The following is a 24,413-nucleotide window of genomic DNA, read 5'->3' as shown; positions in this document are numbered from 1 at the left end:
CAGAGATTATAAGTTACAAAAAATTCAAATTATGTAGTTTTGTGTGATAAAGACATAGTACAATTATCTAAAACAGTAGAAATAATAGGAGGTATTTATGCCGCAGTTGATATTTAAGGGAGTTAAGAGAGAAGACACTATTGAGTTAAGTTCCAAACTTCCTGAAAAGTTATCTGAGATGACAGGAACGCCAATAGACTATTTTACAATTGAACGACCTATGACAGAATATTTTTCGAACGGTAAAGAATTTGAAATGTACCCTCTAATTGAAGTGATTCAATTTGACAGAGGTCTCAGCTTAGAAAAGAAAATGGCAGAATTAATACAGACAGAAGTTAAAAATTTAGGATATAGCGAGTGTGAAGTTTACTTTACACACGTGAGTGAAGACGATTATTACGAATAAAAAAAGCCCTTTAAGTGAAAAGATAAAATTTTATCCTAAACTTAAAGGGCTTTTAATTTTAAAATTTATTTTTTTCTAAAGAAATCAAACTTAGAAAATTTATTCCAACCTGATTTTAATTTGGTTTGAAAAGTTTCAGTATTTTTAGTCTCTTCTTTTGAAAAATTTTCAGAGCTATTTAATTCATCATTGATTTTTTCAACTTTGCTTGTATCATAAGGTGAGCTTGAAGTATGTTTTCTTTCGAATTGAACTTCAAAATCTTGGATAGTTTCAAGCTTTGGCTCATTTATAACTTCACTTTCAAGTTCCTCGACAATAGGTTTTTCTTTTTCCGAAATTTCCGGGTGCTCAACACTTTCATATTGTTTAGATTCTGTAGAATCTATACTTTCATTGGAAATTTGCTCAAGAGAATCTGTTATATCGCCGGACTTTTCTTCTGAAAATTCAATCGGAGCTTCAATATGAGTTTCTTCAAGAGCATCTTGATGTTGAAGATTGTTTAAAAAGTCCTCAGCCTTTATCTTTTCCTCATCAAATAATTTTTTGATAGTTTCGTCTACATCAGGTGCATTCTTTCTGACTAACTCAGCTCTTATTTTATTTAAAATTTTAATCTTATCCATATTGTAAGTAGAAAGAAGCTCGATAATATCATCTTTAATGATTTCAGCTATTGCAGGATTCAACTTTTCATCTGAAATTCCAACCACAATATCCTCTCTGGAAACAAAATCATTTAATAATGCCGAAGAACTTGAAACAACATCACATCTTTCATATAAAATTTTAGTCTTTATTGCTCTATTTTCAAGTGCATTGTTGAGCTCGAAATTAGTAGTCGCAATCAAGAGAAAATCATAAGAAAAGAAGACAAAATCATTACTGATTTGCATTTCTTTTAGGAATAACCGTTCAGGATATTGAGTTTGAAGATTTAAAATTTCATTTACAAAACTTTCAGCAATAACGTAAATCTTAAATTCAGTTTCTAGCATTTTTTTTATTTTGGACAAAGCTAATAACCCTCCACCCAAAACAAGAAGATTTTTATCTTTAGTATTATAACTAATTGGTAAATATCTCATAAGATCACCTCTTTCATATTCATAACCGAATTGACAGTAAATATCTATCTTAAAACTATATTAGCACTATTTTAAATTTATTGAAACAATCTTGTAACATTAATTATATGTACATGTGGTATAATAACAAAAAACAAGGGAGGTTTTTTAAATGCGAATAAATAAGATTACAAAAGCACTTTCAATTGGATTATGTGCTGTTGTGCTTGCTCCAAGTTTAGTTAGTGCTAAAGAATTCAAAGACGTTGCCAAAAACGGTCCTTATAGTTGGGCTTACGGGTATATAGACGAACTTAGCGATAGAGGGATTATAAATGGCTATCCAAGCGGAGAATTTAAGCCGGATAATTCAGTTAGTTTAGAAGAGACGGTTGAACTTATAAAAGGTCTTTTGAGTCCAAGCAGTTCAGAAATTTCATCTGCAAGAGCTAAGTATAAATCTTTATTAGAAGAAGCGAAAGTTCCGGAATGGGCGAGAGATGCGTTTGCAATTGCAATTGAAAACAATGTATTTTCAGAAGCAACAGTTAAAGAAGCAGCAACAAAAGGATTTATAGGCGAAGAAAAAGGTAAAATAGTTCCTGACAGAAACACTATCGCAGTTTACTTTGCAAGAGCCCTTAAATTATCTTCTACAGGAGATGAATCATACCTAAGACACGAAGATAAAAACTCAATACCAAGTTCAACAAGAGGATACCTAGCTAATTTAGTAAAAGAAGGAGTTTTCTCATCAACAGGTTCAGACGGTAAGTTCGAAGGAACGAGAAGTATAAGAAGAAGTGAGATGGCAAAAATCACTAAACTTTCCTATGACTATCTAAAGACTAATAAGAAAAAAGCACCTGAACTTACAACGATTACAGGGAAAATAGTAGTTGCTACAAATATCAGTAATGTAGATACAGTTATTATTGAGCAAAGCAATAAATCTACAATTCAATTAAAGACAAATTCAAACACTAAGATTACAAGCAATGGAACAACTTGGAAATTTACAGACTTGAAACCGGATCAAGAAGTTAAAGTAACATATCAAAAATCCGGAGATGAAAGCACAAACAATGTAATCACAACATTGGAAGTTACAAACTCAGCTAAGAATTTAGTCGGTTATATTACAAATAGAGCGCAAGACGGTTTCACAGCTAAGTACAGAGTAGATGACAGCAAAGTAGATACAACAACAGCAACTCAAATTTCAACAACAGATACAGCAACATTTACTTTAGCTAATAAGGCAAAAGTTTATTCGCTGGGAGTTGAAACAAGAGTATCTCAATTGCAACTTGATGATTTAGTGGAATTTAAAACAGATAACTCAGGAAAAGTTTCAGAAGTTGTAGCATATCCTAAAAATGGAAGAGTAACAGGAGAAATAACAGACGTTTATTACGGGTCCTCAACAACAAGAGAATATATAAAAATAAAACTTCAAGACGGTAAAACTTATACATTCTACGGAAGTGAATTGAATAGAAACAATCCATTCTACACAAACACAAGATTATTTGACAACCTTCGAAGAGGCGAAAGAATAACACTATCAACAAACTATAAAATAGTAACAAACGTTGGGAATGGTTATGTAAATGGACAAAACTTAACAGGTACTATAGTGGATGTTCGCCAAGATTACGATGGTTACAAAATTGACGTGAGAACATTTAATGGAAATATTGAAACAGTTTACACAAGTAGAAATACAGACTACAGAGAAAATGGAATTGGAAGAACGCAATTATCACCAAGAGACCTTCAAGGAAGAGAAGTTAGCGTAGTTAGAGAGCGTGGCAACTATGCTAAGCTGGTTGAGATTTTGGAAAGAGGTTCTAATTTCCGAGTAAGAGCCATAGTAGATGATGTCAGGATTGACCCGACATTTAATCAAGCCGGAACAACTTACTACTTAACTGTAAAAGATTCAGATAATAACTATATACGAAACAATGACTCATTTACACTTCAAACAACTTATGATAATGGTAGGGCAATTAATAGAGGAGATTTAGTAGAGGTCATTGGAACAAGACTTTCTAATGGAGATTGGAGTGTTCTTGAAGTTAGAGATAACTATGGAAGAACAATTTATGGAAACTATTATTCAAGAGGTCTTAGATAAAATTAAATAGTCTGTGTCAAATTAAAGAGGCTCAAATTTGAGTCTCTTTTTGTGCAATAAAACAAAATATAAAAAATATAAATATAACCAACAAACGTAGGGGCGGCACGTATCTGCAAGAAAATAATAGATAGTAAAAAAGCATAGGCCCGCCCGCCAACCAAATAAAAACCAATAAAAAATGGGCGGAACAACCGCCCATAAAACCAACACAATAAAATTATCTTTCAGCCATCAAAATTTCAATTTCATCTTCATTAATACCAACCATAGCTTCACCAAGATTTTTAGAAACCTCAGCAATAACAGATGGATTATCAAAATTGGCAACAGCCTTAACAATTGCCTGAGCACGCTTTTCAGGATTACCGCTCTTGAAAATACCGCTTCCAACAAACACACCCTCAGCACCAAGTTGTCTCATAAGAGCAGCATCAGCAGGAGTAGCAACTCCGCCGGCAGAGAAATTTAAAACAGGTAACTTTCTGTTTTTGTGCACATATTCAAGTAAATCAACAGGCACTTGAAGTAACTTGGCTCTGTGATACAACTCATCAGGACGAAGCGCAGCAACCTCAGCCATTTCCCTTTGGATAGTTCTCATGTGAGTAACAGCTTGTACAACGTCTCCGGTCCCGGCTTCACCCTTTGTACGAATCATTGCGGCACCCTCGGAAATTCTTCTAAGAGCCTCACCCAAATTTCTACAACCGCAAACGAAAGGAGTGTTAAAAACTCTCTTGTATATGTGGTGTTCATGGTCTGCGGGAGAAAGAACTTCAGATTCGTCTATATAGTCAATCCCCAAAGACTCAAGAATTTGTGCCTCCACAAAATGTCCGATCCTCGCCTTAGCCATAACCGGGATTGAAACTGCATTCATTATATCGAGAATTATTTGAGGATCACTCATACGGCTCACACCACCGGCAGCCCTTATATCAGCAGGCACTCTTTCAAGCGCCATTACGGCAACAGCACCCGCAGCTTCAGCAATCTTAGCTTGTTCAGGATTAGTTACATCCATGATAACTCCGCCGGCTAATTGATTATGTATTTCTTCTCTAGAATATTTAGTCATTTCATACCTCCATGTTTATATAAGACGATTATAATGGTAAAATGAAACTGTAGAAAGATTCAAAAGAATAAAAAATAAAGGACCCAGATATGATTACAATACACTTTGAAGAAAATAAAAATTTATACGAACAAATCTATACATACTTTAGAGACGAAATAAAAAATGGAAATTTAAAATGGAAAGATAAACTTCCATCAAGGCGTTCATTGGCGCAACACTTGGGAGTGAGTCTTAACACAGTCAAAACTGCATACGACCAACTCACCGAAGAAGGTTATATTGTTTCAGACCAAAGACGAGGTTTTTTTGTAGATAAATTGTACGCAGAAAGATTGAAAATGCCCGAGCCTGAAATAGTATTTGAAGAAAGAACAGCTACAGAATATAAATATAATTTTTCCCATAGTTTAATAGATGCCGATAAACTTCCAATTTCAATACTTAAAAAATGCTCAAATGAAGCAATTGAAAACTCCCTAAAAAACTTTTCATTGCCAAAAGGTGGGATTTGGACGCTTAGAATTGAGATAGCAAAATATTTAAAAGAACATAGAGGAGTGGTGGTATCGCCGGAGAATATAATTATAACAGGTGGATATGGAGAACATATTTTTATACTCATGTCTTTAATAGACAAACCCGTATTTGCAGTAGAAGACCCGGGGTACAACAAGACAATGGACTTAATAAATGGTTTAAGCGAAAAAATAAATAGAATCCCCCTTGATAAATATGGTTTTTCAGTTGCAGACTTGGAGAAGACAAATGCAAATATAGCAATAGTCACACCGAACCATCAATTTCCAACAGGTACAATTATGGTTTTAAGACGTAGGCAGAGATTGCTCGAATGGGCAGATAAAAATTGTAGATACATAGTTGAAGATGACTACGACAGCGATTTCAAATACGCCGGAAATCCAATACCTGCCCTAAAGAGTTTGGATAAAGACGACAAAGTTATATTATCCGGCTCATTTTCAAAAATAGTAGGCAAATTTTTAGGAGTTTCATACTTGGTATTACCACAAAAGCTAAAAGAAAAATACGATAAAATTCAAATCACAACCTCAGGAGCTTCAATTATTCAGCAAAATATTTTGGAAAGATTTATGGCAACCGGAGCATTTGAAAAACATATCAATAGAATGAATGCACATTACAGAAAAAAGAGAAGTGTGATAATAAAAGAATTGAAAAGAGAAGGCATTGAAATATTGGGAGCCGATGCCGGCACATACTTTGTAATGAGAGTTGACGAAAAAATCTGGAACTTGAAAAATTTAAAAGAGAAGTTGTCAAAAAATTCAATCAAACTAAATACAGTTGCCGATTATAGCTCGCAAGGAAAATACGAAAGAGATTTGATAATAGGTTTTGGTGGATTAAAAGAAGAAAAATTAAAAGAAGCGATCAGAAACTTGTTGGAGATTATTAGTTATTAAGACCATGCATAAAATAAAATTATTACACCGTAGGGGCGGTACGAGAGAAGCGAGGTCCGCCCGTCAACCAAAAAAGGACCAATAAATTGAAAATAAAAAATAAATGACTATAATAAAGATGAGGACATACAGATGGTCACCCAATATCAAAATTGGGAGGTGTATTATGAGTGATTATGAAATCTTATCATTAGTGATAAAGATAACAACACTTATAATAGCCATCCTAACACTATTAAAGTAAATTAGGATATAAAAATACCACCTGTATCATCACTACAGATGGTATTAAATAAAAATATCACATAGGGTGACCGTCTTAAACGGTGTCCTCTTTAAACACATTATACCACATTCAAAAAATTTAACAAATCCAAAACAAATCCGGCAATAAAAAACTTATGTCTCACGAATGTGACAGAGAGATTGATACACCAAAACCAAATTGCATATTTATAAAAAATACGAATATAACCAATAACCGTAGGGGCGGCACGTGACTGCAAGAAAAATAAAGAATTAAAACAAAAATAGAAAAATAAAAAATATAAATAACAAAACAACAAAGGTCCGCCCGTCAACATAATAAAATGAAATATCAAAAATTTTAAAAATATCAATATAAACAACAACCGTAGGGGCGGCACGTGACTGCAAGAAAATTTATGAAATTAAAAAACAATAGACAAATAAAAAACTTAAACATCAAAACAACAAAGGCCCGCCCGTCAACCAAAAAAGGACCAATAAATTGAAAATAAAAAATAAATGACTATAATAAAGATGAGGACATACAGATGGTCGCCCAATATCAAAATTGGGAGGTGTATTATGAGTGATTATGAAATCTTATCATTAGTGATAAAGATAACAACACTTATAATAGCCATCCTAACACTATTAAAGTAAATTAGGATATAAAAATACCACCTGTATCGCGACCATAGGTGGTTTTTTATTAAAATAAACCTTTAGGGCGACCGTCTTAAACGGTGTCCTCTTTAAACACATTATACCACATTAAAAAAATTTAACAAATCCAAAACAAATCCGGCAATAAAAAACTTATGTCTCACGAATGTGACAGAGAGATTGATACACCAAAACCAAATTGTATATTTATAAAAAATACGAATATAAACAACAACCGTAGGGGCGGCACGTGGCTACAAAAAAAATAAAGAATTAAAACAAAAATAGAAAAATAAAAAATATAAATAACAAAACAGTATAGGCCCGCCCTCAATAAAAATATGCATTTATAAAATCCTTCAGACTCACACGAATACTAAATGATGATATCGATCCATCCACCATCAATAACGAAATATAAAAAACATAAATCATTTCACGCAAACAAAAAACTGGCCTATAAATTTGTTTCATATGTCATTAACGGGCGGACCTCGCAAAAACAACCATGCTTTCAAAATCGTACGAGGTTAATAAACACAAATGCGTGAGACCTATCCGCAAACCAAAATAAAACGAAATATAAAAATATAGAAAACATGACTATCCAACAAGTGTAATGGTGGCAGGTATCCACTAGAAAAATAGAGAATTAATATATAGACAAACAAATAAAAATAATAAATAACAAAATAGTATAGGTCAGGCGATTTATATAAAATAAATTGGTGAAATGAAAATTTGTTTACATGAATTGATTGACTTATACTTTAATATTTTTTGCAAAATAGAAAAACAGCACATAAATTATTAGAAGTTCTTAAATACTACATTTGAGGACTTTTTTGTTTTGGAAAGTACACTTTTTTAATATGGAACATAAGTCAAGAAAATTTTAAGAAATTAGTTTGAAAATAAATACGAAGAAAAGTATTTAAAAAATATAAGCGGAAACATTTAAAAAACAGTATGATTAGTTGAAATCTATTGCGAAATTAAAAATCATAGGGTATATTTACAAAACGAAAGTGTACTAAATTATGTAACAATAAGTGGCTTAAATATAAGCAAAAATAAATTGAAATAGGAGAAGAGATGAAAATAAATTTTAATAGCAGAAAATTGAGAAAGACAGTGGCGATAATATCTCTGTGGGTTATGATATTATCTTCAACAAATGTAAGTGCAATAGTAAATAGAACATATAGAGATGTTGAAGCGGAAGTGAAAAATTATTCTAGGGGAGGTCGTATAGATAAAGATCATTGGGCTAGACAAGCTTTTAAAGAATTGGATAATTTAATTTTTCAAGCTAATAATTTAGCCAATCAAAGAGAATATGATCAACCGGAATATCTAGAGGCTTTAAATAGATATGTAGATGAAATAGGGGCATATACAAATTTTCTTAAGATTATGCAGAAGAAGAGCATCGAACAAAAGACTGATTTTATACAAAAATATAGGAAAATAGTAGGGAATAAAGATATGCCTTTAAAAGAAAAAAATAATGCAAAAATAGCTAACGAATACCTGACAGCTGGTTTAGATCAATTAGATGTAGGAATGTTTGAATACGTAAAGTCTCAAATAAATAAGGCAATGAAAGATTTTATTAAAGAGATAGATAGAGAAAATATTAAAAAAGAAGATCTAGGAAGATATATAGATATTTATAATACAGATGACGATAGATTATGGAGAATGTACTATCGTAGAGATTCTAAATTTAAAGAGTACAATGATATAATGCGAGAAATTTATAATAAGCATAATCAAATAATGGCTATTTTAAAATCTGATTATGCGTTAGATGCAAAAGAAGCTAGAGAGATGTTAGAAATAGAAAAGAATTTATCTCTAGGTATAGCAGGTGGGGAAGTAAAAGAAGATTATTATAACTATATAACAGATAATGATTTATATAATGCCAGGGATAGATTATGGCTCAATGGAATAGTAAATTTGAGAATGGCAAGAGAAGCTAAAGATAATTTAGACGGAGCATTAAATGACTTCTTTAAAGCTATAGGCAAAGTTAGACCTAAAGACCTTAAGGGATTAGATGAACGAGATTATGAAAAAATTAAAGACACTGATGACAAAAGAATAAGTTATTTAAACACATTAAAACAACAGATTGAACAACAAGTAGAAGAAGCATCTGCCGGAATGGAAATAAAACCGTTAGAAATCATTAAAGAAGTTCCTAACAATTCTCCTAAATGGAATATGGATGTAGATGCTGAAGATGATGATTCATTAGATAAAATAACTATGTTGACAAAAGCTCAAATAGAGAGATTAAACAAATTAGGCATAAATTTTGACAATATAGATTTTAATGATGAATCGAAAATTAAAGAAATAATTGCTAAACTTGAAGAGGGAAACAATGAAGACACAGGTACAGTATTGCCAAAAGCTACCGGAATAGAGGATAGAGACAGAATTGAACAAAACACCGAAAAAGAACACTATGAAGATGTGAAGAAGACAGAAGCTGCTGCACCTATAGCTAAAGTAGAAAATGAAGGAAGTCATCTTGTCTTACAAGGAACTATTTCAAAAGCTGAAGATTTTAAAGTAATGGAACAAAATATAGAAATTGAAGCTAAGACTGAAGAAACAGGCGCTGTGGCAAGCGAGCAAGCTTCTGAAGTAAAGATAGTAGAAAAATCTGAGGCGGCTCAACAGGCTTTAAGGATAGAACAACAAGGAAAAGAAAAACCTCCACACTCAATAATCAGCCCGGTGTCAGCTTCCGGCATGGGACAAAAAGTAAGCGAAGATACGCAAGCTGTAGAAGTAAAAGAAGTTCAAGTTTTAGAAGAACAACATACAGATGCTGAACAAACTCAAGTAGAAGTAGATGATAAAAGAGCATCCCAAGTGATTGAGACAGCTCCTGAAAGTATTTATGAAAGAATTAGATTTAATTTACCTGAAGTTGATCGCAGAGAAAACTTATCTCCAAGCAATCTAGATAGAATCCATACAGCCATAGGGGAATTTAGCGAAAGATCAAATAGAACAATGGATATGCTGAGAAACGGAGATAAAGATGTAAGTTTAGAGGATCAAGAGAAAATTAAAAGACTTATCTTAAACGGTGGAAATGTAAGAAAAGACTTAGATGTTATTTTAGGCGTTGGAAAAGAAGATGAAATAATAGATAAATTGGTAGAATATTTAGAAACCAGATCTAATGACTTAGATAGAATATACAGACAATATAACCCGGAAAATAAAAAATAAGAATATAACCAATAACCGTAGGGGCGACGTGACTGCAAGAAAAATAAAAAATCAAAACAAAATTAAACAAATAAAAATAATAAATAACAAAACAATATAGGCCCGCCCGTCAACACCGACAATTTCAAAAACCGTAGGGGCGACGTATTCACAAAAAAAATAAAGAATAAAAACAAAAATAGAAAAATAAAAATAATAAATAACAAAACAATATAGGCCCGCCCGTCAACACCGATAATTTCAAAACCAGTAGGGGCGGCACGTATCCACAAAAAAAATAAAGAATTAAAACAAAAATAGAAAAATAAAAAATATAAATAACAAAACAATATAGGCCCGCCCGTCAACACCGACAATTTCAAAAACCGTAGGGGCGGTACGTGGCTGCAAGAAAAATAAAAAATCAAAACAAAATTAAACAAATAAAAATAATAAATAACAAAACAATATAGGCCCACCCGTCAACACCGACAATTTCAAAAACCGTAGGGGCGGCACGTGGCTGCAAGAAAAATAAAAAATCAAAACAAAATTAAACAAATAAAAATAATAAATAACAAAACAATATAGGCCCGCCCGTCAACACCGATAATTTCAAAACCAGTAGGGGCGGCACGTATCCACAAAAAAATAAAAAATTAAAACAAAAATAGAAAAATAAAAAATATAAATAACAAAACAATATAGGCCCGCCCGTCAACACCGACAATTTCAAAAACCGTAGGGGCGGCACGTGGCTGCAAGAAAAATAAAAAATCAAAACAAAATTAAACAAATAAAAATAATAAATAATAAAACAATATAGGCCCGCCCGTCAACCAAAAAAGGACCAATAAATTGAAAATAAAAAATAAATGACTATAATAAAGATGAGGACATACAGATGGTTTGCTCCAATCAACAAAGATTGGGGGTGATAGTATGAGTAAATTTGAAATACTAAGCATAATGCTTATGTATCTAACATTAGCTGTAACTATCATAGCCCTATTTCAAAAAAAGAAATAGACAGCAAAATACCTATCTGTATTTGCACTACAGATAGGTATAAATAAAAAACCTATACAACGAGCAAACCGTCTTAAACGGTGTCCTCTTTAAACACATTATACCACATTCAAAAAATTTAACAAATCCAAAACAAATCCGGCAATAAAAAACTTATGTCTCACGAATGTGACAGAGAGATTGATACACCAAAACCAAATTGTATATTTATAAAAAATACGAACATAACCAATAACCGTAGGGGCGGCACGTGGCTGCAAGAAAAATAAAAAATCAAAACAAAAATAGAAAAATAAAAATAATAAATAACAAAACAATATAGGCCCGCCCGTCAACACAATAAAACGAAATATAAAAAATTTTAAAAATATCAATATAAACAACAACCGTAGGGGCGGCACGTGACTGCAAGAAAAATAAAGAATAAAAACAAAAATAGAAAAATAAAAATATAAATAACAAAACAATATAGGCCCGCCCGTCAACCAAAAAAGGACCAATAAATTGAAAATAAAAAATAAATGACTATAATAAAGATGAGGACATACAGATGGTTGCCCAATATCAAAATTGGGAGGTGTATTATGAGTGATTATGAAATCTTATTATTAGTGATAAAGATAACAACACTTATAATAGCCATCCTAACACTATTAAAGTAAATTAGGATATAAAAAAACCACCTGTATTGCAACCATAGGTGGTTTTTTATTAAAATAAACCCTTAGGGCGACCGTCTTAAACGGTGTCCTCTTTAAACACATTATATCACATTCAAAAAAATTAACAAATCTAAAACGAATCCCAAAAACGAAAATACGGGCGGGCCTATATTTCTTTCTTAACCACTTTTTCAATTCATCCATTTTATTTTAATTCCATAACCAATATCACAAAAACGTGCCGCCCCTATGTTAAGAATATAATGCAAATAAAATTTCTAAAATATAAAATAATATAAACGGGCGGACCTATATTTCTTCTTAACCACTTTTCAATTCATCCATTTCATTTTAATTCCATAACCAATATCACAAAAACGTGCCGCCCCTACGTTAAGAATATAATGCAAATAAAATTTCTAAAATATAAAATAATATAAACGGGCGGGCCTGTATTTCTTTCTTATCCATCTTTTCAATTTGTCCATTTATTTTTTAATTCATTATTTATCTTGCAAAAACGTGCCGCCCCTACGTTAAGAATATAATGCAAATAAAATTTCTAAAATATAAAATAATATAAACGGGCGGGCCTATACTTCTTTCTTATCCACTTTTTCAATTTATCCATTTTATTTTAATTCCATAACCAATATCACAAAAACGTGCTGACCATACATTGTTTATATTTCAAGTAAAATTAATCAATTAAAATTGTAATTAGCCGATATTTGCAGCTTTGCTCGTGACAACGACCCATAAATAAAACTAAAAAATATTTAAAGAACAATAAAATATCTTGCCTGAAAAAACAAAAAAGTATGAATACATCTATGAAATGGGAACTCACACAACATTTTTAAGACAGACGAGCATTGAGCTGCAAAATGAAACACACAGCTACAAAAGTTATAAAATAGCACAGAGCACAGAATAAGAATAATAGAAGAGACTTGAAAAAATTATATTTGGAAAATGGTTATAGAAGACTCAGAAGTTGAGATGACAAAATGCGTGTTAGAAAAAATAAAAAGGGCAAAGATAAAATTGGCTCAACACATTGAAGCTAAATTAGCATTTATAAAATATAACGAAGACAATAAATTTAAAAAAATATATTCAATGCCTTATAGCTATGAATATTATAAAAACGCAGTTGAATATGTGGGAAATCAAAAAATAATAGATCAAGTATATAAAAAACAAACTCAAATATTCACGATAATAAAGAATAGGTACATCGTAGAAAAATTTGAACTGATAGAAACGATTAAACTAAAAATATAATTTAAATATAAAAAATAAAAAAAGCAAATTAAAAGGAATAACGAAAACTCAACATATTAAAACAACTTACAAATTTAAAACAGCAAATAAAAACTCACTTTTAAATAAAAAATCTTGGCAAAATATTAAAGAGACAAAAATAGTTAAATAAAACCCTATAAAATCAATGAAGGAAAGCTGAAAATAATAATTCGATAAATCATTGAAAAATTCAGAAAAAATTAAAAAATAATAAATCTTAGATAAATACTGAGAACTTTTCAAATAAGGGTTTAAAAAAATATAAATATAGTATATAATATTTGAAGTTTAAATTAGATTGTATTAAAAATTTGTGGAGGATTTAAAATTGAGTAAGAGAATAGGAATATTTTTATTAGCTATAATAACAATGATAGGAGCTCTTCCTATAGAAGTAATAGCAGCAGGGATGGACGATAGAGCAGCTAATTTGGTTGGTGACACAACGGGAAGTCTTGTAGAAAGTAATGACCAACAGTATTCCGAAGAAAAAAATAAAAATAGCGAAACTGAGATAATATTGGAATCTGCAAAAGAAACTGCAGAAGAAAACAATAAGTCGAAAACAGTAAAAAACATACAAGAAAAAGAAAACATAGGTGAAGTGAACACACAAGCTGAAACCCAACCTATGATTTTTGACATGAAAAAAATTCAAAACCAACCACAGGGCGATGCACTGAGAGAAATAATAAAAAACAACAACTACGGCTTAGACTGGAACAACATAGAAAACTACTTAGGAAAAGAACCAACAATAGAAGAAAACCTAATAGAAGGAAGCACAAACTATCTAGAGACGCCGGAAGTAATAGGCAACACAACACTAACAAATAAAATAGAAGCAATAATAAACAAAGACGAAACAGGAAAAGCAGAAAGCATAACATGGGTGTACAAAACAAAAACAGAAGGAGAAGCCCTAGAACAGACAAATAACTTCATCACAATAAGAGATGCAGGGCTAAACTACCCGCTAATAGAGACAAGAAAATTTGACACAACAGAAGGCGAAAACACATACAACCCATACACAAACATAACTTACAGAGATATACAAAACCAAATACAGAGAATAACAACAGGAAATATCTCAAGTCCAATACAAGAAACATCAGAAGTAAACAGTCTAGTACCGAACAAAGTGACGCAAACAATAGTAAAAACACCTATACTAGCACAACAAAATTCATATACACTGACAATCAGAACAGAAACAAAAATAGGACGAGAAATCAAAAATTCTTATAAGACATTTACAATAAACACAGATAACACAATCACATACAATGCCGTTCTAACCAATGGAATTCAAAGAGAAAACACAATAAACTGGCTAAAGACAGTTGTAAATACAACAGATGAACTACAAAATGTCACAATAGACCTTACACCTGATAAATCACAAAAAATAACAAACCCAATACAAATAAAAAAATACAAACTTACAGAAAAAGGATATGAAGAAGTCTTAGCTGAAAAAGAAGTAAGAGAGATAGAATCATTATCAGAAGAATCGGCAAAGATAAATCAAGTACAAAAAGTTGAGAAAGAAATAGAGTCCAAAAACGAAATGACAACTTTTGGCATGTTTAAACTTGCTCAAAAAACAGTTGAGGAAGAAAAAATAACTCAAGAAAATAAAACAACAGATCAACCGGAAATAAACCAATCACAAGAAATAGAACAACCGGAAGAACAACAAACAAAATCAAAAGAACAAACAGAAAATACAGAAGAAGTACCACAAATAGTAAAGACGGCACCGACGGCAACAGCAAGCACAACACTGGCAGCAAGCATAGCAGCTGAAGGCCTTGAAGCTGAAAATGGAGTACCTAAAAGACAAGAGACAGAAACGACAATAGAAGAGAACTCATCACCAAAAGTAGAAGACACAACAGAAACTAACACAGAACCAAAAGAAAAAGTAGAACCAAAACCAGAAACAATAAGCACAATCCCTACAGATGTAATAGTGGAAAGATTAAATCGTGCAGAAGAATTAAAAGAAAACTTTAAGTCAAACACAGTAGAGACAATTGAACTTGCACCCGGCGAGATAGCTATAGCAGAACTTAAAACAGAGATAGTAGACCCCAAGGCGGAACATACAGTTCCTGATGGAAAACTTTCTATAACTGAAACTAAGGAGATAAGAGACTATCTTGCAAGTAAAAAAGAAAAGATAATAAGTCTTTTATCAGTAGATAAACTTAACTTGTCAGTAACAGACGAATTAAATTTAAAAGATTATGTATTTTTTATAAAAGATGAAAACTCAAAATCAAAAATTGTTACATATAAGGATATAGAAAAAGATGTAACAATTGACAAAAATGAGTTGGAGAGAGAAAAGGGAAATTTAAAAGAAGAATTAGAGCGAACAAAAAAAATAGCCAAACCGGTAGAAACACATATAAGTATAGCTTATAAGGACTATCAAAAATTATATGTTCCAATAACACTTGTTCAAGACTACTCAAAAATAACTTCGATAGGAGATAAAAATAATATAGATGTATCTCATTGGGGACTTAATTTAGACGAAAATAAATCTATATATACAGTCACACTAGATGTGAAAAAAATGTCTGATATTAAAGAAGTAAAATTAAGCTTTATAAACTCGCTGACAAAAACATCGGACAATATAAAAGTAGATAGAATAGTAAAAACTAACGGATTTGATGAAAAAGATATCACTGTAGACAATTTAAAATACAGAGTTTCAGGAAATGCAGAAAAGGTTACAAATCCGGTGCTGTTATCAGAAGATTTAGAAGTAGGATATAAATATATATTCTTTATCATAAAAGAAAAGAGTGCAGAAAGTGTAAAGGAAACAAAAAACAGCAATATTTTATTAGAAATAGAAGAGAAAAGTAAAAATGGCAATTCTATTTCTAAAAAAATTGAATTAAGAACTGACGAACTGAGTATAAGCCAAAAACTAAATAATTTTAGAACTATAAATACAAATATATGGGATAGTGCTGTACCAATAATAATAGGTAATGGACAAATAGAAGCTAGAGGAGAGCTTGAAGGAAATACAATCACATGGACTATCAAGGCAACGGATGTTTCAAAGAATGCAAAAATTGAAATCACATTAGGTAATGGACAAAATGTAACAGAAGCTAACACTATATCAGGTCCAGAATTAAAAAGTAATTTGGTTAATAAGTCGAAATATAATTTTACATTGACACCTAATAACTCAAGTGGAGAATATAAGATTGTTACAAAAATAAATTCAGTGTCTCAAGAACAAACTATGACATTGTCATATAATAATTCATCTATTGGCGAGAAACAATCAAGAACAATATCTTTGAAAACCCAAGGTGGACAAGAAGGAAATTATAGAGGTTTTATTTCTGCAAGAGGTAGTTATTTAAGTGTTGAGGATAAAGATGGTAAATGGGAAAAAGCTCTATGCATAAACACAAATAAAACATTCCCTAGTTTTGGTACAAAATATCCTTTTGAAGAAACTAGTATAGATAACATTAGCTCGTTAATAACGAATAAAAATTATACTAATAATGAAGAACTAATAAAAAAGATTAAGCAGGCTATTTATTATGCCGATACAAATAAAGAAAGTCTGCTGAAAGACGTAAACTTAACAGGTGGGAATAAAGAACAAACTTTTTATCATATGATTCAAGGTGTGATTTGGAGATATACAGATGGTGATGATACTTACGTTGCAATAAAGAAGCATATTACCAATACACAAGATCAAGGAAAACTGATTGAAGCTATGAATGAGATATATGAGAAGTCTCAAAACGTTCAACCACAAGACTATAATAGAGTTGAAATACGTGTATTTAAACCTGTAAATAACGAAACGTTCCAAAATCTTATTAGTTATAAAATTGAAAAGAAAATAATTCCTTATAGTGTGGGTGCACAATTTAAACTACTTAAACTTGAAGAAGGAACAAATAATAGATTACCTGGAGCTAAATTTAGTTTGAAAAATAGTTCTGGAACTTTTAATAAAGAACAAGTAGGAAATTATGAAGGAGAAATAACTTTTTCAAATATACCTCAAGGAGAATACACACTAAAAGAAGAAGAGGCGCCAATTGGCTATCAAAAAACAGATAAAATTGCAAAAGTTAGAGTGGATAATGATGGACAAATAAATATAGATGGAGAATTGATAAAAAAAGACTCCACATCAAATAATTACGGAGTAGACGTTTTTGTTGTAGAAAACCCTAAAAATCCAGATGGCCCTTTGGGTAAATTTATTCTTAAAAAGACTGATAAAAATGGAAGACCACTAAAAGGTGCTAAGTTCTCATTAGAAGGAAATGGAACAAGTAGAACTATAGAATTAAAGGATAACGAAGAGGGTTTGACAATCGATAATTTGTCACCTGGTATCTATACATTAAAAGAAACAGAAGCACCTGATGGCTATACTAAAACTGAAGAAACCGCAACAATTACTGTTGATAATGCTGGAAATACAAGCATTAAATCAGACACAAATCTTTCTAAAGATATATCTGTTGAAAATGACAAAAAAACACTTTTATCATATGATGGCAAAGAACTTAATATAGTTATAGCCGTGGAGAACAGATATCCAAAGGGAACTACCGAAAGATATAGCCATTATAGAACAACGGCAGCAAGTATATATGATGCATTTAAAAACACACCAGGGCTAAAAGGAAAAGTAAGTATTATTTTAGCAGGGACTACTCCAAAAAATACAAATGTAGTGACCTTTAATATAGGCGGAGACTTCAAATTTCCAGATAACAATAATGCTGAAGGCTGGATGGATCAAGCATTTACAAAGACAGCTCAAATTTTTGGAGACAGTCCAAATACCGAAAATATTCTTATAACATTATTTGAAGGTAGCTATTATGGGAGTAATGCTGATAGAGCTTTAAGAGAACTATCTAGTACAAATATTAATAAAGTTTTCAATTACACGTATAGTGAATCTTGGCTAGGGAATGTAAATAATTCCTTGATAAATAGGTATAATAAATTAAAGATAACAAACTTAGGTTTTAATAGTATAATTTCAAAATCAATGTTTGATGAAAATAGAGATTTTTATGTCAAGGAATATATAACTGGTCTTGATAAAAATGGAAATGTTACATCAGCCGATATAGGTACTCATATAACCAAACACCAAGTTACTGTAGCTACAGCAACTATTTCAAATGAAATCTTTGCTAAGTTAATTATAAAGAAAACAGATAAAGCTGATAACAAAGAATTGCAAGGAGCAGAATTTACTCTTACTAAAAAAGATGGCACAAAAACCCTTACAGCTGAATCGACAACAAATGGTATAGCAACATTTGATAATATACCACCGGGAGAATATATATTAAAAGAGACCAAAGCTCCTGATAAATACAAGAAGATAGAAACAGAGTGGAACGTATATGTTTCACCAACGGGTTCAATATTTGTCAATGAGAAAAAGGATAATGTAACTCCACAAGAAGTAAAAGGGGAAGATATATCAAATAAACTTAACGGAACCATAACATTATCCACACCTAAAGCACCAAATGGTCCATTAGAAATTGGGAAAGACTCAAACGGTATCTTAATTGAAGGCGATTTTACAGCAACAGATGTAAAAGCCGGAGATTATTTTGACCTAAAGATTTCAGAGACCATTCACTATAACATGCTCCAACCTGACAAGCCAAACCAACCTACTATTACAGATATTGCTGGGGAAAAGATTGCGGTGCCTACACTTTTAAAAAGTTCTCTAGGTGGCGAAAAAATAATCAGATATACCTTTGTAAAAGACTTACAAAGTGTAAAATTTTCTTTTAAACTTGATTATTCAGTAGATGTATATGGTGCTAAAAATAATGGAAGCTATGACTTTAAAGCCAGTGTTGGAAATACAGTCGGCACAATTAATAAGCAAGTTTCATATAGTGAAGGAGAGTCAAGTAATGATGGTTTAAATATGAATGCTTCATTTGATTATACCAATGACCAAAACGGTAAGTATAGTCAAGTTATATATGTAAACCAAAAGGGAAGTAATATTACAGTTCCAACACATTTGGAAATTACACCTTATGTAGATAGTAATTACAAAAATGGCTATATAAAAGCAAATATTTCACCAATTGCAACAGCAATAAAAGTCTACAAAGTAAAATCTGGACAAAGTCTATCAAATGCAGTTATCTATGAGAAAGATAAGCTGGAGGACGTAACTGACCAATTTAAAGATAAAATAAAAATTGACTATGGAAAGGCTACAGTTCAATTTGATAATATCGGTACTGACAAATATGTTGTAGTTGTTGATAGCAATATGATTTATCCACAAGGACAAATTCAAGGAACCTACTTGGCGCAAGTTGCTAGCTTGGTAAATAATAATCCATCAAGTAGAGTTAGTATGATTTCAGGAATAGCTACTTATGATAGCTCTTCATTGGGAACTGGTTCAACTTATACGTCAAATAAGATAGAACTAGAGATTAAAAACGAAAAAGAAGATATCAAATATGGAAAGTTTATAATTCATAAGACGGATGAAAGTGGTGAAAACTTATTAGTAGAGGCTACTTTTAAACTTTCTAAAAAGATGAGCTATGGAGATAGTAAAACTCCATTGCCGGAAACACATCAAGTAAAGGAGGATTTCCAAGCTCAAACAAAGACAACGCAAAAAAATGGAAAGGTCGACTTTGACAATCTTCCACCGGGAACTTATGACCTTGAAGAAACAAAGTCGCCTGATGGATATGTTAAAGATGTTAGAAAGTTTGTAGTTGTAGTACAAAAAAATGGAAACACATTCATTGTAGATGCTGATAAATATACGCCAGAAAAATATCCAATAGAAGGCGATATTACAAAACCAAATATTGATATAGATGAATCAAAGTCAAGAACAACACCAATGAACCTTGATGGTAGAATTGACATAACTGGATATAAAATGTATAAAAATATTAGTGAAAGTGGATTCGATGCGCACAGAAGAGTTTTCTGGATGGATTTTAATTTAGAATTTCCTGAGGATACAATGCCAGGAGATACATTTACAATTAAATTAGATAAAAATTTAAATATGAGAGGGGTTTCTCTTGAAGATAGGACTCAAGAGCCGTTTATTGATGAGAAAGGGGAAACTGTAGCGGAACATATAGGAACATCTTACATTGATGAATCATATCAATTCATTTATAAAGTAACAGATAAATTTAAACAAGGTGAAAAATTAATTCTATCTGGAACAAGACCGCTCTATATAGACAGAAATAAAATTTGGACAAATGACGATATTTCTAAAACGTTCATCAATACCATAGCAGGAAAAAAACAGGACTCTTTTAAGTTTGATAATATTTATTATGGTCAATATAAGAGCAGTACTCATTATATTGAAGTAGGCCATGTGCCGTTTATATATCCTAAAGCTCAAGAGGTTGATATCTATGTACAAGCATCCACCTATGGAATAGCGAATCCTATTCTAACAATAGAAGCTGGTAATCTTGACTTTACAAATGCTGACATAGTGATCTCAAAAAAAGATGGTTATGGGTACATTGGAGAAAGTAAGGAAAGGCCGGCATCCTTTGGACCGGGGATTATGGATTTTTCAAATCTTGTAAACTCAGATAAAGTAGATAAAACTAAGGGAGGTATAGATATAACTTTACCTGGGGATCGTAATTCTAATAGATATAATGTTAAGATAACAGGAGCAAAAATATTACAAAAACAGCAAGATATAAGTGTAACATCAAGCATACAAAATTATGATTATTACGGATATTTGCGACCATTATCATTTGTTTATGGAATTGGTGTAGATAAAGGATCAAGTCAAGCAGAAATCAAGAAAATTCCAAAAATAATCATCAAAAAGACAGATGAGAGTGGGAAGAATTTCTTACCAGGAGCAACATTTACTTTGACACAAGGAGGGACTTCTGGGAATCCTAATTATAGTCAAACAAGGACTACCAATTCAAAAGGGGAACTTGTATTTACAGGCTTGAAACAAGGCAATAACCAGTATGTTTTAACAGAAATTAGTCCGCCAAAGGGATATGAGAAACTGAAGTCAGAGTCTTGGAAACTTTATATTGATGTTGACAATCAGAATGTGACAGTAAGTAACTACTATACAAATGCAGATGATAGTGTAGAAATTAAAGATAATTTTGTAACTATTAAAAATAAAAAAGGCCCTTATGTATCGCCAGAAGTACTATTTAGAAACTACAAAAACGAAATCACTTTCTACAAGGTTGATGCCCAAGGAAATTCTTTAAATGGTGCAAAATTTAAATTATTTAAAGGTGACATTGAGGTTGAAAATTCTGAAAAATCTGGAAGCATTATAAAATATGAAAAACTTTCATCAGGGAATTATTTAGTGAAGGAAACACAAACTCCAGAAGACTTCTCAGCACCTGCAGATCAAACTGCAGCAAGTTTCACTGTTAAAGAAGATGGAACTATAACCAATGTAATGATTTATAATGGTATAAAATTGGTTCAATCTAATGAAGATATTCATAAAGTTATAAACACAAAATTTTCAGGGAAAGGCAAGTTTAGATTAAAGAAAAATAATGAAAACCAACAATTTATACTTGGTTCTGAGTTTACCTTGTCTAAAAAAGAAAATGAAAAATTACCTGAAAGCTTTGAATCTGTAAAGAAAAAGATAGAAGATGTAAATGGTATAGAGTTTACTGGACTGTTACCAGGGCTTTATATACTTAAAGAAACAAAATCTCCTGATGGTTACAAGGCAAGTGATGATTATGTGGTAATAGTTCATCAAAGTGGCAATACTCAAGTAATAGATAGAAAAGTATTTGATATATTAGATAGAGAAGAATTGAAAGAAGATGGTGATCCTGACGAATTATTTAATACAACAAGCACTATAGTTGGTGAAGGAGACAAAGAAAAAGAAAGAGATAAAAATGTATTTGACGGTCAATTAATAAAAAAACTTGAAGTAAGTGACTATGAACTAGTATCAAGCAATGACAATAATCAAGCCACAGTCTATCCGAATAAGGGTGAATATCTCAAGGTTAAATTTAAAATAAATTTACCGGCACAAGCTAAAGAAGGAGACTATTTCTATATTACCTATGATGAAAATTTAAATAGACTAGGTAACAAGATGATAGAAGACGAAATACTTCCAATAAAATCATATTTGGGAGAAGAATTAATAAAAGTTACTAATAAAAATGGAGACAACACTTACAAGTATACCTTGACTAGTGCAGTTAACAATAAACAAGATTTTGAGATAGAAATAGAAGCACCACTTTATGTAAATAGGGATAAGGTTAAAGAAAATGCTTTACTTACTATAAAAAATACAATTCCTTCAAAGGGTAAGGATAATGAACTAGCACAAACTGCAGTTGAAAAAGTATATGAAAATCAAATTAGTGTTGATTATAGTGGATTTTCTATAAGAGCCAAAAGAAGTAATGATAATATAGGGTCTGCTATCTACTACAATACGGATAAGATTGAACTTGATCTAGCAACAGGTAGACCAAAGTTGGACTCTAAAGGTGAGCCAATAAAAAAAGAAAATCCAAGTCCTTATACAATAAGTTATGTTTATCTTTATGGTGAAAAATTGCCTCAAGATAAAATAACAGTGGGATTATATACTAATACTGGTAATCAATTGTACCCTTATTATCGCTTTTCTGCTATTGATTTATTTAATAGTGAAACGGATATTAGTATCTATAAAGTAAAGCATCCATTTGAGTCTCTTATTAATACAGAAAAGCTAAACCCTGATATAATGCCGGAAAGTTTTGGGTTGACAGAAGCTTCATTACAAACTGAGCAAAAATTAACAGTAAGCACAGATTATTCGGTAGAAGATAGGCCTGCAACTTATGGACAAGCAAAAGTATTAACAATAAATGGTGGCGGAGAAGGAAATAATCCAAAACAATATGGGTACGTTATAAGGATAAAAGCACCATATGAAACGGGAGATATTCCAATAAGATTATTTGCTTCTATGAGAAGAGGCAATGGTGAAGTAATAGGATTTAACGACGAAATTATCCAAGCTAAACCAAGTGCAACTATAAATTATAGCAAGGCCATAAAATTGGTTAAAAAAGATAGTGAAGATAATACAGCTATTGATGGTGCTGTCTTTAAACTTACAAGCGTAGAAGGAGAAGAAAAATACCTTCAATATGCTAAAACAGGCCAGGATTCTCAAAACAATATTAGTAAGGGTACACTATACTTCACAAAGATAAAGGCAGGAGACTACATCCTAGAAGAAGTTATAACTCCAAGCGGATATCAGAAACCATCGTCACCATGGAAAGTTCAAATAACCGTTGATGATAAGGGAAATATAATAAATGTTATAAAAAAATCTGGTGCTTCAGATGATTTATTGTCTATTGTCGATGGCTCCAAAAATGAAATAACAGTAACAAATAAAAAAGCTCCAATTACACCAACAGAAAAGACAGTTATAAACTATCCAAATAAAATTAAATTTTACAAAGTAAATGAAAATGGAGAAGCCTTAAAGGGAGCAGAATTCAAATTAAAGAAAATAAATGATGTCGTTAAGGAAATAAATTCTATTGGCAATACTTCGACTAATGAATTTATTTTTGAAAAATTATCGCCGGGAGATTATCAACTCTACGAAACAAAAGCACCGGCCGGATATCCTGAAATAGGAAGTGAATTAGAAGTAGCAACATTTACAGTAAATGATATAGGTGAAATAAAAAAAGTAAAAACTTATAATGGGATACAACTAACAGAAAGTGATGGAACTATTCATAAGATAGTAAACACCAAAACTAAACCTGTTTATCCATTAACAGGTGGAATGGGGACTGTTCCGTTTGTTGGAGCGGGGGTTAGTTTGATGGCTCTTGCTTGGTATGAGCTTAGAAAGAGGAAGTATGATAACAAAGGGGGTGGGACAAATTAAAAAGTTACCCCCACTTTGCAGAAAGTCATTTTTGAAGAGAGAATAAAGGGCTTTGATGGGAGAAGATTAAAAATTTTCTCATCAAAGCTAAAACAAGCAATACTAA

General features: G+C 31.6%; 8 protein-coding genes. 6 read left to right on the top strand and 2 right to left on the bottom strand.

Annotated elements, in window-relative coordinates:
* The first annotated feature begins 97 nt into the window (after positions 1-97).
* The gene (locus DYE58_RS05255) at positions 98-409 is read left to right on the top strand and encodes a DUF1904 family protein (protein WP_004820189.1); all 312 of its coding nucleotides are present in this window, start codon (positions 98-100) and stop codon (positions 407-409) included.
* 65 nt (positions 410-474) lie between these two features.
* On the opposite strand, the gene DYE58_RS05250 is transcribed toward DYE58_RS05255, so the two are convergent.
* Entirely contained in the window at positions 475-1,500 is a 1,026-nt protein-coding gene (locus tag DYE58_RS05250) for an NAD(P)-dependent oxidoreductase (RefSeq protein WP_004820190.1), read from the bottom strand.
* Positions 1,501-1,651: 151 nt separating this feature from the next.
* On the opposite strand from DYE58_RS05250, the gene DYE58_RS05245 reads away from it, so the two are divergent.
* Entirely contained in the window at positions 1,652-3,622 is a 1,971-nt protein-coding gene (locus tag DYE58_RS05245) for an S-layer homology domain-containing protein (RefSeq protein ID WP_004820192.1), read from the top strand.
* Positions 3,623-3,842: 220 nt separating this feature from the next.
* Here DYE58_RS05245 and pdxS read toward each other — a convergent pair whose 3' ends face one another.
* Complete coding sequence (gene pdxS, locus DYE58_RS05240; RefSeq protein ID WP_004820195.1) at positions 3,843-4,703, bottom strand: pyridoxal 5'-phosphate synthase lyase subunit PdxS; 861 nt, start codon at positions 4,701-4,703, stop codon at positions 3,843-3,845.
* 89 nt (positions 4,704-4,792) lie between these two features.
* Here pdxS and pdxR point away from each other — a divergent pair, with 89 nt between their 5' ends.
* From pdxR to DYE58_RS05220, 4 genes are all read left to right on the top strand, one after another.
* The gene (pdxR, locus tag DYE58_RS05235; RefSeq protein ID WP_004820196.1) at positions 4,793-6,151 is read left to right on the top strand and encodes a MocR-like pyridoxine biosynthesis transcription factor PdxR; all 1,359 of its coding nucleotides are present in this window, start codon (positions 4,793-4,795) and stop codon (positions 6,149-6,151) included.
* Between the two features lie 2,007 nt (positions 6,152-8,158).
* On the top strand, positions 8,159-10,321 hold the full coding sequence (locus DYE58_RS05230) for a hypothetical protein (RefSeq protein WP_004820199.1): 2,163 nt from the start codon (positions 8,159-8,161) through the stop codon (positions 10,319-10,321).
* A gap of 2,645 nt (positions 10,322-12,966) precedes the next feature.
* On the top strand, positions 12,967-13,278 hold the full coding sequence (locus DYE58_RS05225) for a hypothetical protein (protein WP_115312081.1): 312 nt from the start codon (positions 12,967-12,969) through the stop codon (positions 13,276-13,278).
* Between the two features lie 349 nt (positions 13,279-13,627).
* The gene (locus DYE58_RS05220) at positions 13,628-24,307 is read left to right on the top strand and encodes a SpaA isopeptide-forming pilin-related protein (RefSeq protein ID WP_115312080.1); all 10,680 of its coding nucleotides are present in this window, start codon (positions 13,628-13,630) and stop codon (positions 24,305-24,307) included.
* Positions 24,308-24,413 lie beyond the last annotated feature (106 nt).

Source organism: Peptoniphilus indolicus (genome assembly GCF_900454665.1).
Classification (GTDB): domain Bacteria; phylum Bacillota; class Clostridia; order Tissierellales; family Peptoniphilaceae; genus Peptoniphilus; species Peptoniphilus indolicus.
The sequence above is the reverse complement of the archived record's forward strand: the minus strand, read 5'-3'. Positions and strand labels throughout refer to the sequence as shown.